The sequence below is a fragment of the Brasilonema angustatum genome (genome assembly GCF_059505445.1).
In genome coordinates, this window is the sequence record NZ_JCACKO010000133.1 from 73,172 (window position 1) to 97,734 (window position 24,563).

The 24,563-nt window shown below is 42.0% G+C and carries 10 protein-coding genes; 7 read left to right on the forward strand and 3 right to left on the reverse strand.

Annotation, left to right across the window (positions count from 1 at the left end):
- Nucleotides 1-32: 32 nt before the first annotated feature.
- The 3 genes from AC5JM2_RS23760 to AC5JM2_RS23770 form a co-directional block, all read right to left on the reverse strand.
- Nucleotides 33-1,172, reverse strand: a complete 1,140-nt coding sequence (locus AC5JM2_RS23760) for a PepSY-associated TM helix domain-containing protein (protein ID WP_495837289.1) — start codon at nucleotides 1,170-1,172, stop codon at nucleotides 33-35.
- Between the two features lie 89 nt (nucleotides 1,173-1,261).
- Nucleotides 1,262-1,498: a hypothetical protein gene (locus tag AC5JM2_RS23765; RefSeq protein WP_495834327.1), complete on the reverse strand. Its 237-nt coding sequence runs from the start codon at nucleotides 1,496-1,498 to the stop codon at nucleotides 1,262-1,264.
- Complete coding sequence (locus AC5JM2_RS23770; RefSeq protein ID WP_495837290.1) at nucleotides 1,458-4,049, reverse strand: TonB-dependent siderophore receptor; 2,592 nt, start codon at nucleotides 4,047-4,049, stop codon at nucleotides 1,458-1,460. Before AC5JM2_RS23770 ends, AC5JM2_RS23765 begins: the two co-directional genes overlap by 41 nt.
- An 883-nt stretch (nucleotides 4,050-4,932) precedes the next feature.
- On the opposite strand from AC5JM2_RS23770, the gene AC5JM2_RS23775 reads away from it, so the two are divergent.
- The 7 genes from AC5JM2_RS23775 to AC5JM2_RS23805 all read left to right on the forward strand — a co-directional run bounded on the left by AC5JM2_RS23775 (nucleotide 4,933) and on the right by AC5JM2_RS23805 (nucleotide 24,546).
- Nucleotides 4,933-8,439, forward strand: a complete 3,507-nt coding sequence (locus AC5JM2_RS23775; RefSeq protein ID WP_495837291.1) for a condensation domain-containing protein — start codon at nucleotides 4,933-4,935, stop codon at nucleotides 8,437-8,439.
- A 61-nt stretch (nucleotides 8,440-8,500) separates the two neighbouring features.
- Nucleotides 8,501-9,391: a hypothetical protein gene (locus AC5JM2_RS23780; protein ID WP_495837292.1), complete on the forward strand. Its 891-nt coding sequence runs from the start codon at nucleotides 8,501-8,503 to the stop codon at nucleotides 9,389-9,391.
- A 103-nt stretch (nucleotides 9,392-9,494) separates the two neighbouring features.
- On the forward strand, nucleotides 9,495-10,544 hold the full coding sequence (locus AC5JM2_RS23785) for a TauD/TfdA family dioxygenase (RefSeq protein ID WP_495837293.1): 1,050 nt from the start codon (nucleotides 9,495-9,497) through the stop codon (nucleotides 10,542-10,544).
- Nucleotides 10,545-10,565: 21 nt separating this feature from the next.
- Nucleotides 10,566-19,481 carry an amino acid adenylation domain-containing protein gene (locus AC5JM2_RS23790; RefSeq protein WP_495837294.1) on the forward strand — a complete coding sequence of 2,972 codons (8,916 nt, stop codon included), beginning with the start codon at nucleotides 10,566-10,568 and terminating at the stop codon, nucleotides 19,479-19,481.
- Between the two features lie 198 nt (nucleotides 19,482-19,679).
- The gene (locus AC5JM2_RS23795; protein ID WP_495837295.1) at nucleotides 19,680-20,003 is read left to right on the forward strand and encodes a hypothetical protein; all 324 of its coding nucleotides are present in this window, start codon (nucleotides 19,680-19,682) and stop codon (nucleotides 20,001-20,003) included.
- Nucleotides 20,004-20,219: 216 nt separating this feature from the next.
- Nucleotides 20,220-21,092: a TauD/TfdA family dioxygenase gene (locus AC5JM2_RS23800; RefSeq protein WP_495837296.1), complete on the forward strand. Its 873-nt coding sequence runs from the start codon at nucleotides 20,220-20,222 to the stop codon at nucleotides 21,090-21,092.
- 211 nt (nucleotides 21,093-21,303) lie between these two features.
- Nucleotides 21,304-24,546 (forward strand): non-ribosomal peptide synthetase, encoded by a 3,243-nt coding sequence (locus AC5JM2_RS23805; RefSeq protein WP_495837297.1) that lies wholly within the window; start codon nucleotides 21,304-21,306, stop codon nucleotides 24,544-24,546.
- Nucleotides 24,547-24,563 lie beyond the last annotated feature (17 nt).

Consider the following 24,563-nt stretch of genomic DNA (forward strand, 5'->3'; position numbering starts at 1 on the left):
ATAGATTTGCAGTGGTCAGTTATTAATTCAATTCAAAGCTTGTGTGATAATTCCTTTGCACGGTCGCCTCTTTTAGGTTTAGCCCAGTATCGATACCACGACATCATAAAGGCAGTAAGAAATAGAACTAACGGTGCAAGTCCGACAAATACGTAGAGAATGCGAGTAGGTAAGCCACCAAAAGTACCATAGTGTAGGGGAACAAAGGAGTTGAGGACGCGATCGCCCAACGGCAATTTTAAAGCATTATCAACTCTTAAAATCTCACCCGTATACTGGTCAAGATAAACATTACTGTTACCATAATCTGAACTTTCCTGCGGCAGCTTCATGCGAATTTGTAGGGCATCTTCTGGTTTTCCAGGGAAGTAAATGCTTTTGGTAACAGCACTCGGTAAAGCAGCATTAGCAATTTTTAGTTGTTCTGTTAGATTTAAAGTCGATTTACCAGGAATTGACTTAGATACAGGTTCGGATGGTTGTGGGGTGAATGTCACGGCGTAGATAATCGGTGAAGTGAAGCTGAAGTTCCAACAAAAACCAGTAAAGCCAGTAAAGAATATAAACACCACAGTGATCATCCCAGCCACTTTGTGAATATCAAAGTTTGCCCTTTGGGGATGAGCATCAAGCTTGATTTTGAAGCCTGCAATTAGCTTACGCCAACCAGGCCAAAGAATTAAACCTGTGATGCTCAGCATACACATTAAAAAGGCAGCAATGCCAACGATAATAACTCCGGTTTCACCTGCCATCAAGCTGTAGTGCAGACTCAACAGTATACCGATTAGGGTGTTATTCGATATACGCTCACCCATAATTTTGCCTGTATAAGGATTGAGAAAAACTTCTGTTCTTTGATCATTAGTTGTTGACAACTGTCCTATATAGGGAGAAGAAGCAGTATCTGGCAAATAAATACGAAAAAGATGCAGATCACTTCGCGCGGCATATTTTGCCTCAATTGTATTCACCACATCTTCTGGGGATACTACCTGCACCTGTTGGGGAGTAATTTTTCCATAGTGTCTCGCAATCATAAAGCGGTCAAAATCCTGCTCGAACACTAACAAGCTACCTGTCAAGCCAATGACAATTAGCAACAGTCCAACAAAAAAACCGATATATTGGTGCAGGTAAAAAACGATATCGCGTAGTTTTTTCCGGTTCATAATTGCCACAAAGCAAGTTGAATTTTTTACCCCCCGAAATCCCCCGATGTATCTGGGGAAGTCCCAATGCATTTTCGAGTTTACAATAATCAAAACTCCACAGAAATTGTTCCCAGGACTGTAAAAGGCGCACCAGGACGCAGATAGTAATAGTAGCCCTGAGAATCGTAATAGCGAGTATCAAAAAGATTCTTAAAGTTCAGCCCAACCCTCCAGTTATCGCGTTTGTAGAAAATGGTGGCATCAGCACGCACATAGGAGGGGATTTTAAACGTATTGGGGAGTTCAGCTTCGCGATCGCCCGTATACAAAGAATCCTCCACCAAAACCCAATCCTTTCCAATTACCGTTTTGAATTTCATAAGTTGTCCACAGACTAGCCCCACTACCGGCAGCATTTACCAGGGAGTCGCCCACTGGCAGGCTGTTATCTTTACTTACAAAAGCATCGTTGATAAAGGCAGAAGCAATCACATTCCAGCCTGGTAGAATTTGCCCAGAAACGTCAAATTCCAAACCGCGACTTTTGACTTCTCCAGCAGCAATAGAAAAGTCAGAGTTACCTGGAGTGGGATCGGTTGTAGCGACATTTTCCTTGGTGATATCATAGGCGGCAAAGGTAGCAGATAGCCTGTCTTTAATCAGTTCGGCTTTGACTCCGACTTCATACTGAGTGCCGCGCTCTGGTGGTAGTTGAGTTCTATCTACCGTCCGCGAGTCGCTGGGATTAAACGAGCGGGTGTAGCTGGCGTAAATAGAAATCGGCTCAATCGGTTGATAAACAATGCCAACGCGAGGTGAAAAAGCCTCATCATACAAGTGATCGACCGTGGCATCATCAATTGGATCTCTACCCAAAGAATCCAGCTGTTGCGCGCGATTTTTGCGGTGAACAAAGTCATACCTGCCGCCTATTAATAACTTCAGATTTGGCAACAATGTCACTTGATCTTGCAGATAAATGGCAATGGTATTGCGATCAAAACGATCCCGTTCTGCTGCTTCATCAAATTCTGCTGGACGGGAAGCGCCATACACAGGATTGAATAAATCAATACTGGGAGTCAGTGAAACACTGCTTCGCAGATAATCGTAGCCACGGATATTTTTATTCCATTCCAACCCCACAAGAACTTGATGTTGGATGGAACCAGTATTGAAATTAGTGATCAGATCGTTTTGCAGAGAATAGTTTTGGTAATAAGCAGGACCAGAACCAAGTCTTCGCAACACAGTACGACCATCTACAATGTTATCCGGTTGAAACGCTAATTCTTCAGAATTAGTAAGCGTAGCGGAAAAGCCACTGCGGAACTGAATATTTTTACTAAAGCGATGATTAACGTTAAAAAATATAGAGTTTGTCTCTCTGGAGAAATAATCGTCTGGCTCCCCTAAGAAACGATTAACAGGAGCTTTAAAAACGATTGGATCGGCTGTAAGACCACGATAAAAGGTGCGATCAACTTTGAGGAATTCATACTCCAGTGTCAATGTTGTCGCATCACCAATTTTGTAGGTCAGTGCAGGTGCGATCGCGAATGTTTCTTGATTATTAAAATCGATAAAACTACCAGAGTTCTCGTATGCAGCATTCAGGCGGTACAGCAACGTTTTGTCTGAGTTCAGCGGTCCAGAAATATCAATGGAGGGACGATAAGTACTAAAACTTCCGGCTGTAAATTCAGCGGAGTAGTAAGGCTCGCTGAGTGGTTGTTTGGTAATGTAATTCACCACACCTCCCGGCTCAAACTGTCCATACAGCACTGAAGCCGGACCCTTGAGAACTTCGATCCGCTCAATGTTAGTCGGATTCACAAGGTCGTCTTGAACGGAAAAACCGTTTCTCAAGTTCTGATAGGTTGTAAATCCCCGAATATTGAAATTATCCGAACCCCCACCATAGCCCCCTTGCTGAGTCACGCCACTAACATTGCGTGTTGCATCGCCAATCCGTGTGATTTGCTGATCTTTGATGATTGTTTGCGGAATGGCTTGAATTGACTGAGGAATATCACGTGGATCCGTGTCGGTTCTAGTGGCAGTTGTGGTATTGGAAACACGATAACTATCTTGCTGTCCTGTGACCACTAGTTCAATCGGTTCGTCACCAGAAGCTGATGGTTGACTTGGCTGGGTTTGAGTTTGTGGCTGAGTTTGTGGCTGAGTTTGTGGCTGAGTTTGTGGCTGAGTTGGTTGTGTTTGCCTTTGTTGTTGTGCAATGGAAGCAGCAGTTGACACGCTGAATATCAGACCTTCTTTTGGACTGTCATACAACTCAACTGTTGGTGCACTCGCTTCACCTATCACCGTCACTCGGATAGTATTGGCATCAAAGTTTGTGACTGTGATCTCAGTAACACCCGCAATTGGCTTTTGTGAGCGGAATGTGAAGGGTCTGTCGCCTGGTAAACGCAGTTGAGCATTGGGAATGTCAACGATGAAGCTATTACTATTAACCTGAGTACGATTCTGCAGTTGCAACGTAGCAGCTTTGGAAGTTTGTAAAACCACCTCCACACCTCTAGATGTAGGATTTGCCTTCACGAAGCTGACTTGCACGATTCGTGAGGCAGGTGTTGCTTGTGGGGTTGGTGATTGCACCAGCATTCTGGCACTCCTAGCTGGACGTTCTATTTCACTGACTCGGGGAATGTCTGTTATCGGTTTAACGAACCCGGAATTGGTTGCTAGACGTGGTTGTTGATTCTTTGCATCGCCAAGAGCGGGTTCTAAAGGAGCATCGCTTTTTTCACCAGATGCTGTGCTCTTGTCAACTGGAATTGATGATATTTCCTGGCTTCTTGTAGGAGCGCTGAGCAACGTTACTAGAGCGCTACTCAGCAACAGACTGGGAACAAGTTGCTTAAATTTCATAGTTTTTCTCTGACTCCATCATGCCACGAAATCTCTAGTTAACGATGCTAGCTTCAGAATTTATTGAAATTCATTTGCATCCACAAAGCAAGCCTCATCAAACGACAACAAATAAAAATTTACATATAATACGTAAATGTGAAGTAGACTGTTGCCACTAATTAACACTAATTTGTTCATAATACTTCATCATCTCACGCAAAGTCAGAGGCAGCGATTAGTTCCTCCGCTTCCGCCCAAAACGTGCCGCCCCTAAGAAATCCACCAAGTTTGTTTGTGATTCCGTCAACAAGCAGGACTACTAGAGTTGGCAAGAGGCTGCCCGATTTTTGTATGTGTAAGACCGCCTCAAGTCGATATTCAGAAAATCCTCAAGCTGCATGTTCATTTCTAGACTTGAGAATTCTTTGTATGAAGTTTAGATAACATTTACCAGTCAACACTTTTGGCTGAGTTTACATGACTTGACTGAGATGACATGGAATCATTAAGTCAGATATATGAAATTTTAGTTTAGATAAAATATATTTTCGCATCTACCAAAAGTTATAAAAAAACAATTAAAGAAATTATTATATTTCATTCAATTTTTGATAAGTATTCTCTATTAATAAAGTGTTGCTAAAGACAATAGTTTTCTTCTAGAGTAAAAGGTGCTAATTAAAAATAACTTGCAACTCATCTCAGCCAAGATTTGCGTGACTGACCAAGTCATTGCACTGCATATTTGTATAAGACAGTTATTGAGGTTTATCCAAAAAGAATTATTGCCATTGAATAAAAGCCGTGAAGGCAGCATTCTAACTTACATAGAGTGAAATTTGCCATTGGGCTTGCCTAATTCAACCATTGTTTGTGTGCATCTGATTGCTTGAAACGAAAAATGACTGTAATTTTCAATAGATTTCCAAAAATTCCCCATCAATGTGCGACTGTCGTTGATATTGTGCGTTATCGCAGCTCAACACAACCGCACGCACAAGCGTTCACCTTCCTCGAAGATGGAGAAACTCAGGAATCAACGTTAACTTACCATGAGTTGGATCGACGCAGTCGGGCTATAGCCTCTCAACTCCAAACCTTAGGTTTAACCGGGGAACGTGCTATATTGCTTTATCCACCAGGGCTAGATTACTTAAGTGCTTTTTTTGGTTGTCTCTACGCTGGAGTTGTGGCGGTTCCAGCTTATCCACCTCGCAATCAACGCAATACACCCAGAATTCAAGCAATCATAACAGATGCACAAGCAGCAATTATCCTGACGATAACAACGATTCTCCCTACTGTACAGTCTTTACTTGCAAAAGAAACAGACCAGAGTCATTTACGTTGGCTGACTACCGACAACCTGGCACAGGGTATAGAAGATTCTTGGCAACAGCCTGAAATCAATGCAGATACCCTCGCGTTCTTGCAGTACACATCAGGTTCTACAGGCACACCCAAAGGTGTCATGCTGAGTCATGGCAATCTGCTGCACAATGCCGCCGTGACTTACCAACTCATGGAACATTCTCCCAGCAGTGTATTTGTCTCCTGGCTTCCCGTGTACCATGATATGGGGTTGATTGGTGGGATTTTGCAACCTTTGTATGGTGGGTTTGGTTGCATATTAATGTCTCCAGCATCTTTTTTGCAACGTCCATATAGATGGCTACAGACCATTTCTCGCTACAAAGGCACTACGAGTGGTGGTCCTAACTTTGCTTATGAACAGTGTATTCAAAGAATTACCCAACAACAAAAAGAAACTCTTGACTTAAGTAGTTGGAGTGTTGCATTTAACGGTGCTGAACCAATCCGGCAAGAGACTTTAGAGCAATTTGCTGCAACCTTTGCAGAATGTGGTTTTCGTGGGTCAGCATTCTACCCTTGTTATGGTATGGCAGAAGCAACACTGATGGTTTCTGGTGGGATCAACAAAGCTTTACCTCCTTGCAAAACAGTTGCAAAATCTTCATTAGAGAAAAACCTCCTCGTTGAAGCAAATATCAATAGTGAAGATACCCAGACTTTTGTTAGCTGCGGTCAAAGTATTCCTCAACAGCAGATTGTGATTGTCAATCCCGAAACATTAACTCGTTGTTCATCAGATGAAGTAGGAGAAATCTGGGTATCAGGGCCTAGTGTTGGTCAAGGTTATTGGAATCGGAAAGAACAAACAGAGCAAACATTCCACGCCTACCTTAAAGACACAGGATCTGAACCATTTCTACGCACTGGTGACTTAGGCTTTTTAGACAATGGAGAACTGTTCATTACAGGTCGAGCCAAAGATTTAATCATTATCCGTGGTCGCAACCTCTACCCACAAGACATAGAGTTAACCGCAGAACGCAGTCATCCATCATTACGTTCAGGTAGTGGTGCAGCTTTCTCGGTAGAGGTAGAGAATGAAGAACGACTGGTTCTAGTTCAAGAGTTAGAGTTTCGTGCTAAACCTAATCTTGAGAAAGTCACAGCAGCAATTCGTCAGACAGTTGTTGAAGAGCATGAAATACAAGTTTATGGAATATTACTAATAAAACCAGGTACTATCTCCAAAACCTCTAGTGGCAAAATTCAACGGCGTGCAACTCGCGCACAGTTTCTCGCGGGCGAATTGGAGATCATAAACAGCAGTATCCTGGATGATACAGATGAGTTGGGGAGCCAAACGAGTTTAAGCCGCGAGGCAATTCTTGCAACTCCACCAGAAAAACGTCCGCCACTGCTAATACCTTATCTTCAAACACAGATTGCTCGCGTACTAAAAGTTGCACAATCCAAAGTGAACTCAGAGCAGCCACTAAGTACTTTCGGACTCGATTCATTGATGGTCTTTGAACTCAAAAATCAGATTCAAGTAGACCTTGGAGTCACAATATCTATCGAGGATTTCTTCAAAGATGCCAGTGTCGTCCTGCTAGCAAGACAAATACTAACTCAACTAACAACAAAAACAGCGTTAGAACCCAAACTGGAGCCTATTTCCCGAAATCAAGAACTACCTGTGTGCCTTGCTCAAGAACGCTTGTGGTTCCTTGATCAATTAGAACCTGGAAACCCTTTCTACAATGTTCCTATTGCTGTGCATTTAACTGGGGAACTTAACCTCACAACCTTAGAAGAAAGTCTTAATCAAGTTGTGCGGCGTCACGAAGCATTGCGGACAAGTTTTTCAGAAGTGCAAGGACGACCCATCCAAAAGATCGCCCCCACCTTAAAAATAACCTTGCCAGTCACAGATTTATTGGGAGCAAATATAGAGTCAGCTTTGTCCATCGCCACTGAGTTTGCCCAACAGCCTTTCGACTTGTCCCAAGCACGACTGCTGCGAGCTAAACTCCTACGTTTGACACAACAGGAGCATATGCTGCTGTTAGTCATGCACCACATTATTTCGGATGGCTGGTCTATTGGTATTCTTATTCAAGAACTGGCAGAGATTTACAAAGCTTTTTCTAAAGGCTTACCATCCCCACTTCCTGAACTTCCGATTCAATATGCAGATTTTGCTTATTGGCAGAAACAATGGTTGCAAGGAGAAGTACTCAACAATCAGGTTACTTACTGGAAGCAGCAATTAAGCGGCAGTTTACCTGTACTGCAACTTCCCACCGACCGACCGCGACCAACCATACAAACCTTTACTGGCGAAAAACAATTTTTTGCATTTCCTAAGGCTCTAAGTGAGGCGGTCAACAACTTGAATCGACAAGAAAGTGTCACTCAGTTTATGACACTTCTGACAGTGTTTAAGATTTTGTTATACTGCTATTCAAACCAAGAGGAAATAATAGTAGGTTCGCCCGTTGTCGGTCGCACCAGAAGAGAAACAGAAAAACTCATTGGCTTTTTTCTCAACACATTGGTATTGCGTACCAACTTATCAGGCAATCCGACTTTCCGTGAGTTATTAGGGCGGGTGCGCGAAGTTGCTTTGGGAGCTTATGCTCATCAAGATTTGCCCTTTGAAAAGTTGGTAGAGGAATTGCAGCCGGAACGAAATTTAAGTCATAACCCGCTGTTTCAGGTAATGTTTATTCTCCAGAATGCTCTTATACCAACTATAGAACTTCCAGGGTTGACTCTGCGTCCGTTGGAAGCCGACAGCGGCACTTCAAAATTTGATTTGAAGCTAAGTATTTGGGAAAGTCTAGAAGGTTTTAATGGTTCATTGGAGTATAAAACAGACTTGTTCGATGCCACTACTATTGCTCGAATGATAAGTCATTTAGAAATACTTTTACCCCATGTTGTTGAACAGCCTGACATTAGAGTGAATGAGCTAGCCAAAGTACTCGCCAAAGCTGACAGAGAACAACAGCTAATAAAAGAACAAAAACTAGAACACACTTCTGTGCAAAAACTCAAGCTGACAAAGCGTAAGGCAATTCATGGAGTCTGAAAAAATCTGAAAAGATTTCATGCTTAATTCTTAATATTTTATTGAACTGAGGAGTATATCAATGAAATTCAACAATTTTCAGCGTAAAATGATAGCATTTATCGCTCCTTACAATTTAAGTAAAACAGCAGCTATTTATTCTAATGATGAATGGCCAAGACTTCGGTTTGCTCATCGCTATCAAAGTCATTTTGCTCCATTGAAGTGGAAAAAACTAAAGATTCTTGCGATTGGTGTAGGGGGTTATGAAGACCACACATATGGAGGGGAGGCTTTAAAAACGTGGAAAACCTATTTCCCAAACAGTATGGTTTACGGTCTTGATATAATAGACAAAAGGTATTTAGAAGAAGACCGTATTAAAATATTTCATGGTGACCAAAATGATAAAGATTTCATTCAAGAAGTTTTAGCCGAAACTGGCGAACTAGATATTATAATTGAAGATGGTAGTTCTGCAAATGAACATCATATCAACGCCTTCTATACTTTTTTTCCAGCACTTAAAGATGGTGGCATTTATGCAGCAGAAAATATCCACCACTCATATTGGCCAAGTCTTAAAGGTGAAAAGTGGTCAAACTTAGCCAAAGACAGTTTTGAGTTACAAAACTGGATAACTGTTGGTGGTAGCCTCGACCTAAACGATCCAACAACCGTGATGAATATGTTTAAAAGACTGGTTGATGGATTAAACTATCAGGAATTTTTAAATCCAGGATACACTCCTTCATACTTTGATGAGAACATTTTATCCATACAATTTTATCATAATTTGGTCATCTTATATAAAGGTAAAAACGATGAGGAAAGTAATTTTATCGAAAACAATACATTGCACCCTTTTGTTTTGGAAACACTGGGTGTGAAGTCATTAGAGGAATTAGATTTAGATTTTTCCAAAGCTAATAAGTCAATTAATGAATACACCACTATTGAAGCAAGACAGTGACACCAAGAAATCAATAAGTTTGTCTTCCTGGATTAGTTTGACTTGTCGTAATAGAAAAAGCAGAAGATCATTCTGGAAGTTGAAAAAATGTAAGAGATAAATAATGAAGATTCCAGACTATCCAAAAATCAGCCTCAACCAAATAAGGTCAAAAAGACGGCAAGGCGTTAATCTCTCGGATGCAGAATTGATCAAAGCAATACCTTTGTCGCTTGAGAAATCCTTACCTTTGCTGTTACAACCTGTTGTAGAAGGAATTAATTTAGTAACTTGGGCAGCAAGTAATCAGGAGTTAATTGCAAAAAATTTACTGAAGCATGGCGGTATCCTGTTTCGTAACTTCCAAGTCACAGATGTGGTTGAGTTTGAAAAATTCATCCAGACAGTTTCTGGAGATTTGCTGGAATATCGCGATCGCTCTTCACCGCGCAGTTTAATTCAAGGCAATATTTATACTTCAACTGACTATCCAGCCAACCAAACTATCTTTTTACATAGCGAGAATTCCTACGCTGCCGCATGGCCCCTAAAAATCTTCTTTTATTGCGTAACACCAGCTATTCAGGGAGGAGAAACACCCATCGCTGATACTCGAAAATTATATCAGCGGATTGATTCCAAGATTCGCGATCGCTTTATCGAAAAGGGAGTGATGTACGTCCGTAACTTTGGCGATGGTTTTGGCTTGGCTTGGCAGACAGTGTTTCAAACAACCAATCCTACAGAAGTAGAAACCTTCTGCCGTCACAATGGCATTGAGTTTGAGTGGAAAGAGGGCAATCGCTTGAGAACCCGACAAGTGCGGCAGGCTGCTGCCACACATCCACAAACAGGTGAACAAGTATGGTTTAATCACGCAGCTTTTTTTCATGTGTCAACTTTGGAACCTACCATGCGTGAAGCATTGTTAGCTGAATTTCCAGAATCAGACTTGCCACACAATACATATTATGGTGATGGTTCGCCAATTGAAGCAGCCGTGTTAGATGAAATTCGTGCTGTCTACCAACAAGAAACGGTTATTTTCCCTTGGCAAGCTGCAGATATTTTAATGCTCGATAATATGCTCGCTTCCCACGGACGGATGCCATTTGTGGGAGAGCGAAAAGTCGTAGTCGGAATGGCAGAACAATTGAGTAGTCAAGATATTTAGTGCCTAGTACGGAGAATGAGAATGATTTCACAAATGCAGGGTTTTCGACTCTCACCCCAACAAAAACATCTGTGGCATTTACAGGAAAGTGACAACTTCCCTTATTGTTCACAGTGTGCTGTTTTGATAGAAGGGAATGTTGAGATCGACACCTTGAAAATAGCTTTAGAAGAAGTTGTCAATCGGCATGAAATTCTCCGTACTAATTTTCATTGCTTGCCTGGTATGACTATACCTTTGCAAGTTATTGGAAATAACGACATAATTTGGAATGAAAACCACGACTTGAGTAGTTGCACACCTCAAGAACAAGAAGAATTTTTATCAGCTTTATTTGATCAGGTTCACAAACAGCCGTTCAATTTAGTAGAAGGTTCCCCATTACACCTATCTTTAATAACTCTGTCACCATCTAAGTATGTTTTGCTCATTAGCTTACCAGCACTTTGTGCAGATGCAGCAACGCTAAAAATTTTAGTGCAAGAAATCAGCCAGTCTTATGCAGCTTGCCTTCAAGGTAAAGAACTAGACGATGAACCATTACAATACGCAGATTTGGCTGAATGGCAAAACGAATTGTTAGAAGGGGCAGATACAGAAGCAGGTAGAGACTATTGGCGGAAACAAGATTTTTCAACGCTGACAAAATTAAAGCTACCTTTTGAAAAACAATCTCTAGAGCAACTAGAATTTCAGCCTCACACGCAAAGTTTTACAGTTACCTCTGCTCTGTTAGAACAAATTGACACACTGACTCAGCAATATAATATTTCAGTGGCTGAGTTTTTCTTAGCTTCCTGGCAGATCTTACTTGCGCGTCTTACCAAACAGCAAAATTTGAGTATCGGTGTGGCTTATGAGGGACGCAAATATCAGGAACTAGAGAAGAGTTTCGGATTATTTACTAAATACTTACCGTTAATTTTAAATATAGAATTTGAATCAAGTTTTATTGATATTTTACATAAAAATCATGCATGTACAGAGCAGCTTTATAAGCTACAGGATTACTTTACTTGGGAATCATTAGCACAATCGTATCCCAATACCTTAGGTTTTTTCCCATTTAGTTTTGATTTTGAAGAACTGCCAGGAAATCATGTAGCCGCTGATGTATCTTTTTCGATTGACAGACTGTCTACTTGCATTGAAAGATTCAAAGTAAAGCTTTCCTGTACTCGTCAGAATGATACCCTAAGTATAGCATTTCACTATGACTCAAACTTATTTGATGTAGAAGATATCAAACGCTTAGTCGGACAATTTCAGACGTTGTTAGCTAGTGCGAACGCTCATCCAGAGACAGCAATTAGTCAGTTAGATATTCTTAGTCAAATGGAGAGACAACAACTGCTTGACCTGGTAAACAACACCAAGCGCGATTATCCTCACAATAAGTGCATTCACCAACTGTTTGAGGAACAAGCACGAAAAACCCCCAATAAACTTGCTATTGTTTTTGAAGACCAACAACTGACTTACCACGAACTCAATCAACGGGCTAACAAAATAGCTCACTACCTGCAAAAGCAGGGGGTTGGACCAGAGGTGTTAGTGGGGCTGTGTGTAGAGCGATCGCTCTCCATGATAGTTGGACTTTTAGCCATCCTCAAAGCTGGTGGGGCGTATGTGCCACTAGATCCGGCATTGCCCAAAGAAGGTTTGGCATTACGATTGCAGGATGCCCAGGTGTCATTAGTTATTAGTCATTCGTCATTGGCAAGTAACTTTGAGCAAATAACAGTAATCTACCTGGATAGGGACTGGGAAACTATTGCCCAGGAAAATGAAGTTAATCTCAATACCAAGGTAACAAGTGAAAATCTAGTATATGCACTGTTTACCTCTGGCTCTACAGGCAGACCCAAGGGGGTTGCGATTGAACACCGACAACTGCTCAATTATCTATATGCCATCATCGATAGGTTAAACCTGCCAGGTGGAGCTAACTTTGTACTGGTTTCTACATTCGCTGCAGACTTAGGCAACACGGTTATCTTTCCTTGTCTGTGTACGGGGGGATGTCTGCATGTCATCTCCTACGAACGTGCTACTGACCCTGCAGCTTTAGCAGAATACTGCCACAGACATCCGATTGACTGTCTCAAAATTGTTCCCTCTCACCTTGCTTCCCTCTTAACATCTTCTTCACCTAAGTCTATCCTGCCTAGAAAACGACTTATCCTGGGTGGTGAGGCTACCAGTTGGGAGCTGATCGAGCAGATCCAAAGGTATGCACAAGATTGCCAAATCTTCAATCACTACGGTCCGACAGAAGCCACTGTAGGTGTACTTACTTATCAAGTAGAACTTGGTGACGAGCTTGACTGCGATCCAAAATCTAAAACAGTTCCCCTCGGTCGCTCAATTCCTAACACGCAGGTCTATGTCCTAGAAGAAAACCTACAGCCTGCTCCCATAGGAGTTAGTGGCGAAATATACATTGGTGGGACAACTCTCGCGAGATGCTATCTGAATCAGCCCCAACAGACAGGTGTTAAATTTATTCCCAATCCATTCAGTCAAGAAGAGGGAGCACGGCTTTACAAAACCGGCGATCGGGCACGCTATTTGCCAGACGGCACGATTGAGTTTTTAGGTCGGAGCGACCACCAAGTTAAAATTCGGGGCTTCCGCGCAGAATTAGGAGAAATTGAGGCAGTACTCAGTCTCCACCCAAATGTGCGCGAGGTTGTCGTCTTAGTAAGAGATTCAGAGTCTGGTCAGAACTATCTGGCAGCTTACGTCGTACCATCTCAAGAATCGCCTGTCCTTATTAATGAACTGCGTAACTATATGCAGGCGAGGTTGCCTGAGTATATGGTGCCGTCAACGTTTGTCATCCTCAAGGCGCTACCGCTTACTCCCAACGGCAAAGTAGACCGTCAAGCCCTGCCAGAACCCAACCAAGTACGTTCTGAGTTAGAAACAAGTTTTACAAATCCCCGCACGCCAGTTGAGGAGGTACTTGCTGGAATTTGGGCTAGAGTTCTTGGTACTGAGCACGTAGGTATCCACGATAACTTTTTCGACTTGGGAGGACACTCGTTACTAGCAACGCAAGTTGTTTCCCAAATACGCGAAACCTTCCAAGTGGAGTTGCGCTTACGTAGTTTGTTTGAAACACCCACACTGGCGGGACTAGCTGAAGTGATTGAAACCGCAGTCAGGGCTGGGCAGAACTTAACAACTACGGCTATTGAGCGGGTGAAACGGGAAGGCGAATTGGCACTGTCGTTTGCTCAACATCGATTGTGGTTTCTTGACCAATTAGAGCCAGGTAATCCTTTTTACAACATTTCTAGTGCTTTAGTATTGAAAGGTTTGCTCAATGTGCTAGTTCTAGAGCAGAGTTTTAATGAAATTGTGCGACGCCATGAAACTTTGCGGACAAGCTTTGCAAGCGCAAACGGGCAACCTGTGCAAGTTATTGCTTCAACACTAAACATTACCTTGCCAATAGTGGACCTTCAGGCATTACCTTTAGACAAACGGGAAGCTGAGGTTCGACAACTGGCTAAATTACATGCGCGATATTCTTTTGACTTAACTCAAAGTCCTTTGCTCAAAAGCAGTCTTTTACGACTGAAACAAGACGAGCACATATTGCTATTCACGATACATCATATAATTGCTGACGGATGGTCAGCAGGTTTGCTAGTGAATGAAGTGGCTGCACTTTACGAATCATTTAGTCATGGCAAACTCTCGCCGTTGCCCGAACTGCCTATTCAATACGTAGATTTCGCGGCTTGGCAGCGGCAGTGGTTACAAGCAGAAGTACTACAATCTCAGATATCTTACTGGAAAAAGCACTTAGAGGGTGCACCAGCGGTACTAGAGTTACCCACTGACTATCCACGACCTGCTGTTGGAACCTTCCGGGGTGGTAGTTATTCATTCGAGGTCCCTGTTGAGCTATCACAAGCCCTGAAGAAATTGAGCCAGCAGCAGGGAAGTACCCTATTTATGATTTTGTTAGCAGCTTTTCAGACGCTGCTATGGCGTTACACGGGCAGTGAAGATATTGTCATAGGTTCGCCCATCGCCAACCGTAACCGTGCAGAAATAGAAGGGTTAATTGGATTTTTTGTCAATACTCTAGTACTGCGAACGAACTTTGCAGGTAATCCCACTTTTGAGGAGCTACTGACTCGCGTACGGGAAGTAGCCCTGGGAGCGTATGCTCACCAAGATTTGCCTTTTGAGCAGCTTGTAGAGGAACTGCAACCACGCAGAGACTTAAGCCACACGCCACTGTTCCAGGTAATGTTTGCGCTTCAGAATGCACCAATGTCGGCGTTAGAATTGCCAGGTTTGAGTTTAAGTCCCCTGGAAAGTAATAGTGGCACGGCAAAGTTTGATTTGACCCTGGATATGACAGAAACAGCACAGGGACTAGTTGGCATTCTGGAGTACGATACCGATTTATTTGAGTCAAGCACTATAAGCAGGATGGCTGGACATTTGCAAACCCTTCTTCAAGGGATTGTTGATAATCCACAGCAACTCGTATCGGAGTTGCCACTGTTGACCGAGCCTGAGTGGCAGAGTTTGCTGATAGAGTGGAATGATACTCAGTTGGAGTATCCTCAACACCAGTGTATTCATCAGCTATTTGAGGCTCAAGTAGAGCTTACACCCGATGCAGTCGCATTGGTGTTTGAATCGGAGCAACTAACCTACTGTGAACTGAACGCTAGAACCAATCAGCTAGCGCACCACCTGCAATTGCTTGGAGTAAGACCAGAGGTACTGGTGGGAATTTGTGTGGAGCGATCGCTCAACATGATCATTGGACTTTTAGGCATCCTCAAAGCAGGTGGCGCTTATGTACCGCTCGACCCCACTTATCCCAAAGAGCGCTTAGCTTTCATGCTTAAAGATGCGTGTGTGTCGATGCTGTTGACTCAGCAAAAATTGCTTGAAAGTCTTCCAGTTCATGATACACGCGTGGTTTGTTTAGACAAAGACTGGCAGGTAATTTCTCGTAATAATGAAGCAAATTTAGTTAATATTGCTACCTTCCATAATTTAGCTTATGTAGTTTACACATCAGGTTCTACAGGCAAGTCTAAAGGGGTGGCGATCAATCATTGCAGTCTGATTAATGCATATCAGGCTTGGGAAAACGCATATCGGCTTCGGTCTGTTACTAGTCATCTTCAAATGGCTAGTTTCTCCTTTGATGTCTTTTCAGGGGATCTAATTCGCGCGCTTTGTTCTGGAGCCAAGTTAGTGTTATGCCCGCGTGAGTGGCTTTTAGAGCCGGAAAAACTGTATAAACTCATGCGCCAAGAGAAGATTGATAGCGCAGAATTTGTTCCAGGTGTTATGAGGAACTTAGTTCAGTATCTGGAGAAAACCAAGCAAGATCTTCACTTCATGCGGTTGCTAGTAGTAGGTTCAGATAGTTTCTATCTCCAGGAGTATAAGGAATTTAAGCATTTGTGCGGTTCAGATACTCGCTTGATTAATTCCTATGGGGTGAGTGAAGCCACTATTGACAGTACGTATTTTGAGAGTGAAAAGGTCAACTTCCCTGTTAATGGGTTAGTCCCGATTGGTCGTCCGTTCGCCAATACGCAAACGTATATTTTAGACAGCCATCTCCAACTCGTCCCCATTGGAGTTACAGGTGAACTGCACATTGGAGGTGTTGGTCTTGCACGGGGCTACATCAACAGAGAAGACTTGACCTCGCAGAAATTCATTCCTAACCCCTTTGAACATTCTCAATTTCCAATTTCCTATTCCCCATTCAATCGTCTGTACAAAACAGGCGACTTAGCCCGTTACCTTCCTAACGGCAACATTGAACTTCTTGGTCGGATCGATCATCAGGTCAAAATCCGTGGTTTCCGCATTGAGTTGGGAGAAATTGAAGCTTTACTCAATCAACATTCTGCTGTTAGAGAAGCTGTGGTGATTTCTATTGATGTGTCAGACTACAAACGTTTGGTAGCCTATGTAGTTCCGAATTTGAAATCTGATGTTGTTGTAGAAGGACAGATGTCAGCAGCAGATTTGAACACTCAGCAAGTTTCGCAGATGTCTACTACTCAGTTTGTGCCCCTATTACGGCAGCACTTAGAGTCAAAGTTGCCAAACTACATGATGCCAGCAGCTTTTGTCATTCTAGAAGCACTACCACTTACACCTAATGGTAAGATAGATCGCAAAGCTCTGCTTGTAATGAAAATTGATAGATTTGATGTAGAAACAGTTTTTGTTGCACCTCGAGATCCAGTTGAGGAAGTGGTAGCCGGAATTTGGATTCAAGTTCTTGGTTTAGAGCAGTTAAGTGTCTATGACAACTTCTTTGAGCTAGGCGGACATTCATTATTAGCTACCCAAGTTATTTCCCGCATACGGAAAGCTTTCGAGGTAGAGTTACCGCTACGCCTCTTATTTGAATCACCCACAGTAGCTGAATTAGCTAAAAGTATCCGAGAGGTAATCAAGGCAGAACTGGTACAACAACTCCCTCTCATTAATCGCGTCTCCCGAGATGGAAATTTACCGCTCTCCTTTGCTCAAACCAGACTATGGTTGCTGGATCAATTACAACCAGGTAGCTCTATGTACAACTCAACAGTTGTCGTGCGCCTTGTTGGTTCTCTGAATGTAGCTGTGCTGGAGCAGGCTTTGACTGAAATTGTATGTCGCCACGAAGCTCTACGTACTACCTTCCCTGCGGTAAATGGACAACCGTTTCAGGCGATCGCCCCCGCTAGCCTAACTGTGAAACTACCAGTTGTGGACTTGCCGGAGTTACCAGAAGCTGAAAGAGAAGCTTTTGTTCAACAACTGACCGCAGAGGAATCCCAACGCACCTTTGATCTAGCCCAAGATCCATTACTGCGATGTACGCTTCTGCACGTCCGCGAGGAAGAGCATATAGTATTATTCACCATCCACCATATTGTCTCAGATGGCTGGTCTAGGGGTGTGTTCGTTCGGGAGTTTGCAGCACTGTACGAAGCCTTTTCTACCGGAAAACCCTCCCCACTGCCAGAACTGCCCATCCAGTATGCAGATTTTGCTGTGTGGCAACGACAGTGGATGCAGGGTAAGGTATTGGAAGCCCAACTTGCTTACTGGAAGAAGCAATTGGGTAATAACCTCCCAGTACTGCAATTACCTACAGATCGTCCACGCGCAGAAGTTAAAACCAACCCTTGCGCTACTCAATCCTTCATCATTCCCTTCAAAGAGTCCAAAGCACTGCAAACACTCGCACGCCAAGAAGGTGTCACCTTATTCATGACCCTGCTGGCAGGTTTTCAGGTGTTACTACAACGCTACACCAGTCAAGATGACATCGTTGTTGGCACTGATGTTGCTAACCGTAATCAAGCAGAAATGGAATCATTAATTGGCTTTTTTGTCAATCTGCTTGTCTTACGCACCGACTTGAGCGGAAACCCCAGTTTCCAGGAATTGCTTAAACGAGTACGCTCTGTAGCATTAGGAGCTTATGCTCATCAAGATTTGCCTTTTGAGGAATTAGTTAAGGCTTTGCAACCCGAGCGTAATTTGAGCAACACGCCACCACTATTTCAGGTATTATTTGTACTCCAGAACACACCCATGCCACCCTTAGAATTGCCAGGGCTGACATTAAGCATGTTAGAATTTGAAAACAAAATAGCAAGGTTTGATATAGCGCTATTTCTGACAGAAACAGAGCAGGGTATCTTAGGCGAATGGCAGTACAACGCTGATCTTTTTGATGCCACCACCATCACTCGTATGACAGACAACTTCCAGACGCTGCTCAACAGCATTGTGTCCCAACCTGATGTCCGAATTAACAGTCTAGAAATGCTGACTGACGATGAAATAAAACAACAAACCGTGCAAAAAAGAGAGCGCAAAGTGTCTAAGAGAGAAAAGTTTATTAGCGTTGCTCCCAAAGCGGTAACTTTATCACAAAAAAGATTAATCAAGACTACTTATCTCCAACCAGGACAAACATTTCCTCTTATAATTCAGCCAAATGCTGACGAGATTGATTTTGTGGCTTGGGTTAAGACTAACCAACAATTTATAGAAACAGAATTGTTGAAACATGGAGCTATTCTATTTCGAGGTTTTAATGTAGATTCTGTCTCAGAATTTGAAAGTGTTGCCCAGGCAATTTGTCCAGACTTATTCGGTGAGTATGGCGACTTACCTCGTGCTGGAGAAAGCGGTAAAGTTTATGGTTCTACTCCTTACCCCCCTGATACAGCTATCCTTTTCCACAATGAAAGCTCTCACTTACATCAGTTTCCTTTAAAAATTTGGTTTTTCTGCGTACAACCAGCTAAGCTTGGTGGAGAAACGCCGATTATAGACTGTCGAAAAGCTTATCAACTCCTCAATTCCAACCTCCGAGAACGATTGGCAGAAAAAAAATTAATGTATACTCGTCATTACACAGATGGTCTAGATGTAAGCTGGCAAGATTTCTTTCGCACTAACGACAAATCTATAGTAGAAAATTACTGTCGTCAGGCTGGAATTGATTTTGAATGGTATCATAATGATAATTTAGTGACTCGTCAAATTCGTCCAGCAGTCGCAGTACATCCTAAAAGTAGCGAGCGTGTATTTTTCAATCAAATACAGTTACACCACATAGCATATTTGGATACAGAAGTTCGAGAATCTCTGTTGTCTTTATTTGGAGAGAAGAAGCTACCACGTAATGTTTATTATGGAGACGGAACTCCCATAGAAGACGAAGTCATTGCAGAAATTAATGAAGTTTTTCAGCAGTCGAAGACAAGCTTTCCTTGGCAGAAAGGAGACATTTTGATGCTAGATAATATGCTTGTTGCACACGGACGCTACCCGTATGAAGGGCTACGTAAGATTGTGGTAGCAATGGGAGAAATGATTCAAAGCCAAGACATTGCACTTGATGGTATGAAACCAGGAGGTAAATGATAACTTACGCTACTATTAACCAGGGTAAACGTATCGCAATTTGAGTTGACAAGTATAAAGTAGTGTATTGTCTTTGAAAAGGATCTATCTCAGATCGGGGGCAGTCTCATGGCATCAGGAAAATATGAAAATGTTGTCAGTGTTCTGTAGATATGCTTGCGATCATACGATCATCTTTGCATTGAATTAGGAGTAACAATGAAAAATAGCAATAACTCTCAAATACCGCATGCTGACCGAGTGAGCAACCTATCAAAAGAAGAATTTATACAAAAGTACGGAATACCTAATAAACCTGTAATAATTTTAGATATTATGGATAATTGGAAAGCGAAGACGTGTTGGACACCAGAGTTTTTTAAATCCAAGTATGGTGCTATCCATGTGACCACTGTGAAACAAACTGAGACAACAGATGAGCAATGTACAATGAGATTGGGTGAGTATATCGATTATATGGAAAGCAGTGAAGAAGAAAATCCTTATTATTTAAGGTTTCAGGCGAAAAATTATGCAAGTTAAATGTGGAACAGCTTAGCAATGGGTGAAATGATTTTTAGTCAAGATACTTAAGGAACTGCGTTAGCGAAGCAGGATGTTATCGCTTGAATAAACTAAAGACTATAAACAAAGCAATTAACTAGACTTGATATGACAATACAATCACTGTTAAAGAATCAAAAATATTGTTTTATTGTCAAATAAAATTTGAAGTTCTACAAAAAAAGGAGTATAATCATGAGAAATAAAATGGAGTCACTAGGAATCAGCACTGGAAAGATAATCTATAGTTGTGACGATTCCCAAGATATTCTTAGCCTTTCTGTAGCGAAAATTATAGAGCTATTTAAATCATCTGGGGTTCTTCTTTTTCGAGGATTTAAAGTCACTCATGAACAAATGAAAACGTTTGCAGAACAATTCAGTTCTAAATTCATTCAACATTTTACAAGACCCCAGGTTGATTCGGATAGATTTGTTCAATTTGTAGACGCAGGAATGGGTAGTAGTGATCTTCATAGCGAACACGCATATTCTCCCTTTCGCCCCGACGTTATTTACTTTTGCTGTGCTGTACCAGCAGCACAAGGTGGTGAAACTACATTCTGTGATGGCGTTCGAGTGTGGGAGGAACTGAGTGAAGAAACGAGACAGTTATTTCTTTCAAAAAAACTAAAGTTTTCTTTTGAAGAAATCTCGGCAGATATATTAAAGAGAGTTGCTGGGTCAGAGACTACCACAGCTAATATTAAGCGAATACTGGATAGTTTTGAGGGTGTGAAATATCAGTTCAAGGAAGATAGCTCTATTTCAATGGAATATGTTTGCTCATCTGTAGTTAAAACCAAATATTGTCACCAAAATGCGTTTGCGAACAGCATTTTGGGGACTTACGCAGACAACGGAAAAGTAACTTTTGAAGACGGTTCAATTGTCCCAGATGAAGTGATCGACGAAATCGAGAAAGTCACAGACAGCTTGATGGAGACAATACCGTGGCAAGCAGGCGATTTGGCGATGATTGATAATTCAAGATTTATGCATGGTCGCAAAGAATTTAACGATAATCGACGGCAGGTTTTTAGTACTCTAAGTAATCTTCAGTTTTAATATACCCTACCGTAACTCGTGTGAAAATTGTCATGTATCTAAAAGCTGAGGGGCAGTGTTACAAAGTCAGGGTATTTAACCTCTGTGGGATTATTATAAACAGCACTTAAGTGACAATTTGCTTGTATTGAACCTGCTAACTGATCGTTCGCAATAGCCAGTTCAAATTTTCAAAGGTATTTGTACTTCGTGGAAGGGAAGGAGGAAGTAAATGATGACTGACACTATTAAAGGTTTTAGGCTGTCTCCCCATCAGAAACGTCTTTGGTTCTTGCAGCAAGATAGTTCTGCTTACTTAACTCAAGGTGCTATTCTGATACGAGGCAATCTTCAACCAAATATTTTAAAAGCAGGATTACAGCAAGTCGTCAATCGCCATGAAATTCTTAGGACAAATTTGTGTCGTTTGCCTAGTATCAAGACTCCTGTCATGGTTGTTGCCGATACCAGTTTTCCTTTCTGGCAAGATATTGATTTAAGTCATAGTCATGAGCAGGAACAGTTATCCAAAATTGAGGATCTTTTTCAGCAGGCGAGACACCAAGGCTTTAACTTTGATCAAGGTTCAATATTGCGTTTGTCTTTACTGAAACTGTCACAAAAATCGTATATTCTACTTGTCTCCTTGCCTGCACTTTGTGCAGATTCCTGGACAATCAATAATCTATTTAATGAAATTAGTCATTCATATTCTAATTGTTTAGAAGATAAGGAATTATGTGATGAAGTTGTGCAATACCTGCAATTTTCCGAATGGCAAAATCAATTACTCGAAGACGAAGATGCAGAGGCGGCTAAGAAATACTGGCAAGAGCAAAAGCTTCCTTCCCAAGCTACATTAAAACTGCCTTTTGAAAGCCAACCTTCAAAACAATCACAATTCCAGCCAGAGTGTTTGCGACTGGCGATCGCTCCCGAACTAACAGCCAAAATTGAAACTTTAGCCCAAAAATATAATACTTCCACTGCTGTCGTCTTACTAGCTTGCTGGCAAGTCTTGATTTGGCGACTGACAGCACAGCCAGATATTGTTATCGGTATGGCTTGCGATCGCAGAGATTATGAAGAACTACAATATTTACTAGGACTTGTTGCTACCTGGTTGCCAATTAAAAGCCATTTGACACCAGACTTACGCTTTAAAGAACTTTTAGAACTAGCAGAACAAACTATAGAGGCTGGTTCAGAATGGCAAGATTATTTTGTTCCAGAACCACTAGAAAATAATAATACACTAGCTTTTCCTATTGGTTTCGAGTTTGAGCAACTACCGGAACAACTCATTGCTGCTGGTGTCTCATTTTATCTTGACAAATATTACAGTTGTATTGAACCTTTTAAAGTAAAACTTACTTGTACTCAAGGCAATAATTTGCTTACAGCAGAATTTTATTATGATGTCAACTATTTTTCGGCTGATGCTATTGAGCGTTTAGCTGGACAGTTTAAAACTTTATTAAGCAGTGCAATTGCAAATTCAGATAAGAAAATTAGTCAATTAGAGATTCTTAGCGAAAGCGATCGCCAACAATTACTAGTTAAGTTTAACCAAACGCAGATTAATTATCCACTAGACAAGTGTATTCACCAACTCTTTGAAGAACAAGCACAAAAAACACCCAATAGCATTGCCGTTATATTTGAAGACCAGCAACTGACCTATACAGAGCTTAACCGAAAAGCCAATCAACTAGCTCATTACTTGCAAACGCTGGGAGTAAAGCCAGAAGTTTTAGTTGGGCTTTGCGTAGAGCGATCCTCTGAAATGACTATTGGACTTTTGGGCATCCTCAAAGCTGGTGGAGCATACTTACCCTTAGATCCAGCATTACCAAAGGAGAATCTTGCCTTCCGGTTGCAGGATGCCCAAGTACCAGTGCTATTGACACAACAGCGATTAGTAGATACTCTACCAACAGATGCATCGCAGATCGTCTGCTTAGATACGGACTGGGATATTATTGCTCACTACAGTGATGAAAATCCCACAAGTGTTGTGACAAGTGAAAATCTGGTCTATGTATTGTTCACCTCTGGCTCAACTGGTACACCAAAAGGGGTGGCGATTGAACATCGACAACTGCTAAATTACCTCAACGGAATCATAGATAAGTTGAATTTATCAACAACAACCAACTTCGCTACTGTTTCCACCCTTGCAGCAGATTTGGGTAATACTGTTATCTTTTCTTCTCTTTGTACTGGAGGGTGTCTGCATGTGTTATCTACCGAGTGTGCTACTGACTCAACAGTCCTAGGAAAATACTGCCGCAAACATCCCATTGACTGTCTCAAAATTGTACCCTCCCACCTTGCGACTCTGCTTGCATCTGCACCATCCGAGTCCATTTTGCCCCGCGCCAGACTGATTCTTGGTGGTGAAGCAGCAAGTTGGGAACTAATTGAGCAAATCCAAGCTTCTGCACCAGACTGCCTTATCTTCAATCACTACGGTCCCACAGAAGCTACCGTGGGGGTTACTACTTTCGCCGTTGGGGATAAACAAGCTAACTATAGTTCACAAGCAGTTCCACTTGGTCGTCCACTTGCTAACACGCAGATTTATTTGCTTGATGAGCAACTGCAACCTGTGCCCATAGGTGTCCCAGGTGAATTATACATCGGCGGTGCTTGTTTAGCTCGCGGCTATCTGAATCGGTCTGAGCTAACAGCACAACGGTTCATTCCCAATCCCTTTGCACAGACGGGATTGATTGCATCTGAGTCAGGATCGCGCTTATACAAAACTGGTGATCAGGCACGCTACTTAAGCGACGGCAATATTGAGTTTCTTGGACGGGTTGATCATCAAGTCAAAGTCAGGGGTTTCCGTATTGAGCTAGGAGAAATTGAGAGCATACTATGTCAACACCCGCAAGTACAACAGGCTGTAATTACAGCTTGGGAAAAAGAATTGAGTAACCAGTACTTGGTAGGTTATATTGTTCCTAAGCACAAACAAACACTTAGTGTTAGTGAACTGCACAAATTCCTAAGACACAAGCTGCCGGAATACATGGTGCCCTCAACTTTCGTGATGTTGAAGGCTCTACCACTTACGCCTAATGGAAAAGTCAACCGTAACGCGCTACCAGAACCAGACGATCATCGTCCAGAATTAGAAGCAACTTATGAACCACCTCGAACTGAAGTAGAGCAAACCATCGCTAATATTTGGCAGCAGATGCTTCATGTTGAAAAGGTGGGCATTCATGATAATTTCTTCGACCTTGGTGGTCATTCATTACTTCTTGTTCAAATTCATGCCAAATTACGAGAAGTTTTAAATACAAATATATCAATAGTTAATTTGTTTGAATATCCAACTATAAACTCCCTGGCGAAATATTTAACACAAGAACAAACTGAAATATCAACATCTTCTTTTGAGGAAAGCGATAAACGAGCACAAAGCCGCATTGCCTCAAGGCAGTCAAGAGCAGCATCTCGGTAAAATTATCTAATTTATAA

Bases quoted from the DNA above. Each gene is read 5' to 3' on its own strand.
- AC5JM2_RS23775 (WP_495837291.1), top strand. From the start codon at position 4,933: ATGACTGTAATTTTCAATAGATTTCCAAAAATTCCCCATCAATGTGCG.
- AC5JM2_RS23780 (WP_495837292.1), top strand. From the start codon at position 8,501: ATGAAATTCAACAATTTTCAGCGTAAAATGATAGCATTTATCGCTCCT.
- AC5JM2_RS23805 (WP_495837297.1), top strand. From the start codon at position 21,304: ATGATGACTGACACTATTAAAGGTTTTAGGCTGTCTCCCCATCAGAAA.
- AC5JM2_RS23795 (WP_495837295.1), top strand. From the start codon at position 19,680: ATGAAAAATAGCAATAACTCTCAAATACCGCATGCTGACCGAGTGAGC.
- AC5JM2_RS23770 (WP_495837290.1), bottom strand. From the start codon at position 4,049: ATGAAATTTAAGCAACTTGTTCCCAGTCTGTTGCTGAGTAGCGCTCTA.
- AC5JM2_RS23760 (WP_495837289.1), bottom strand. From the start codon at position 1,172: ATGAACCGGAAAAAACTACGCGATATCGTTTTTTACCTGCACCAATAT.
- AC5JM2_RS23785 (WP_495837293.1), top strand. From the start codon at position 9,495: ATGAAGATTCCAGACTATCCAAAAATCAGCCTCAACCAAATAAGGTCA.
- AC5JM2_RS23800 (WP_495837296.1), top strand. From the start codon at position 20,220: ATGAGAAATAAAATGGAGTCACTAGGAATCAGCACTGGAAAGATAATC.
- AC5JM2_RS23790 (WP_495837294.1), top strand. From the start codon at position 10,566: ATGATTTCACAAATGCAGGGTTTTCGACTCTCACCCCAACAAAAACAT.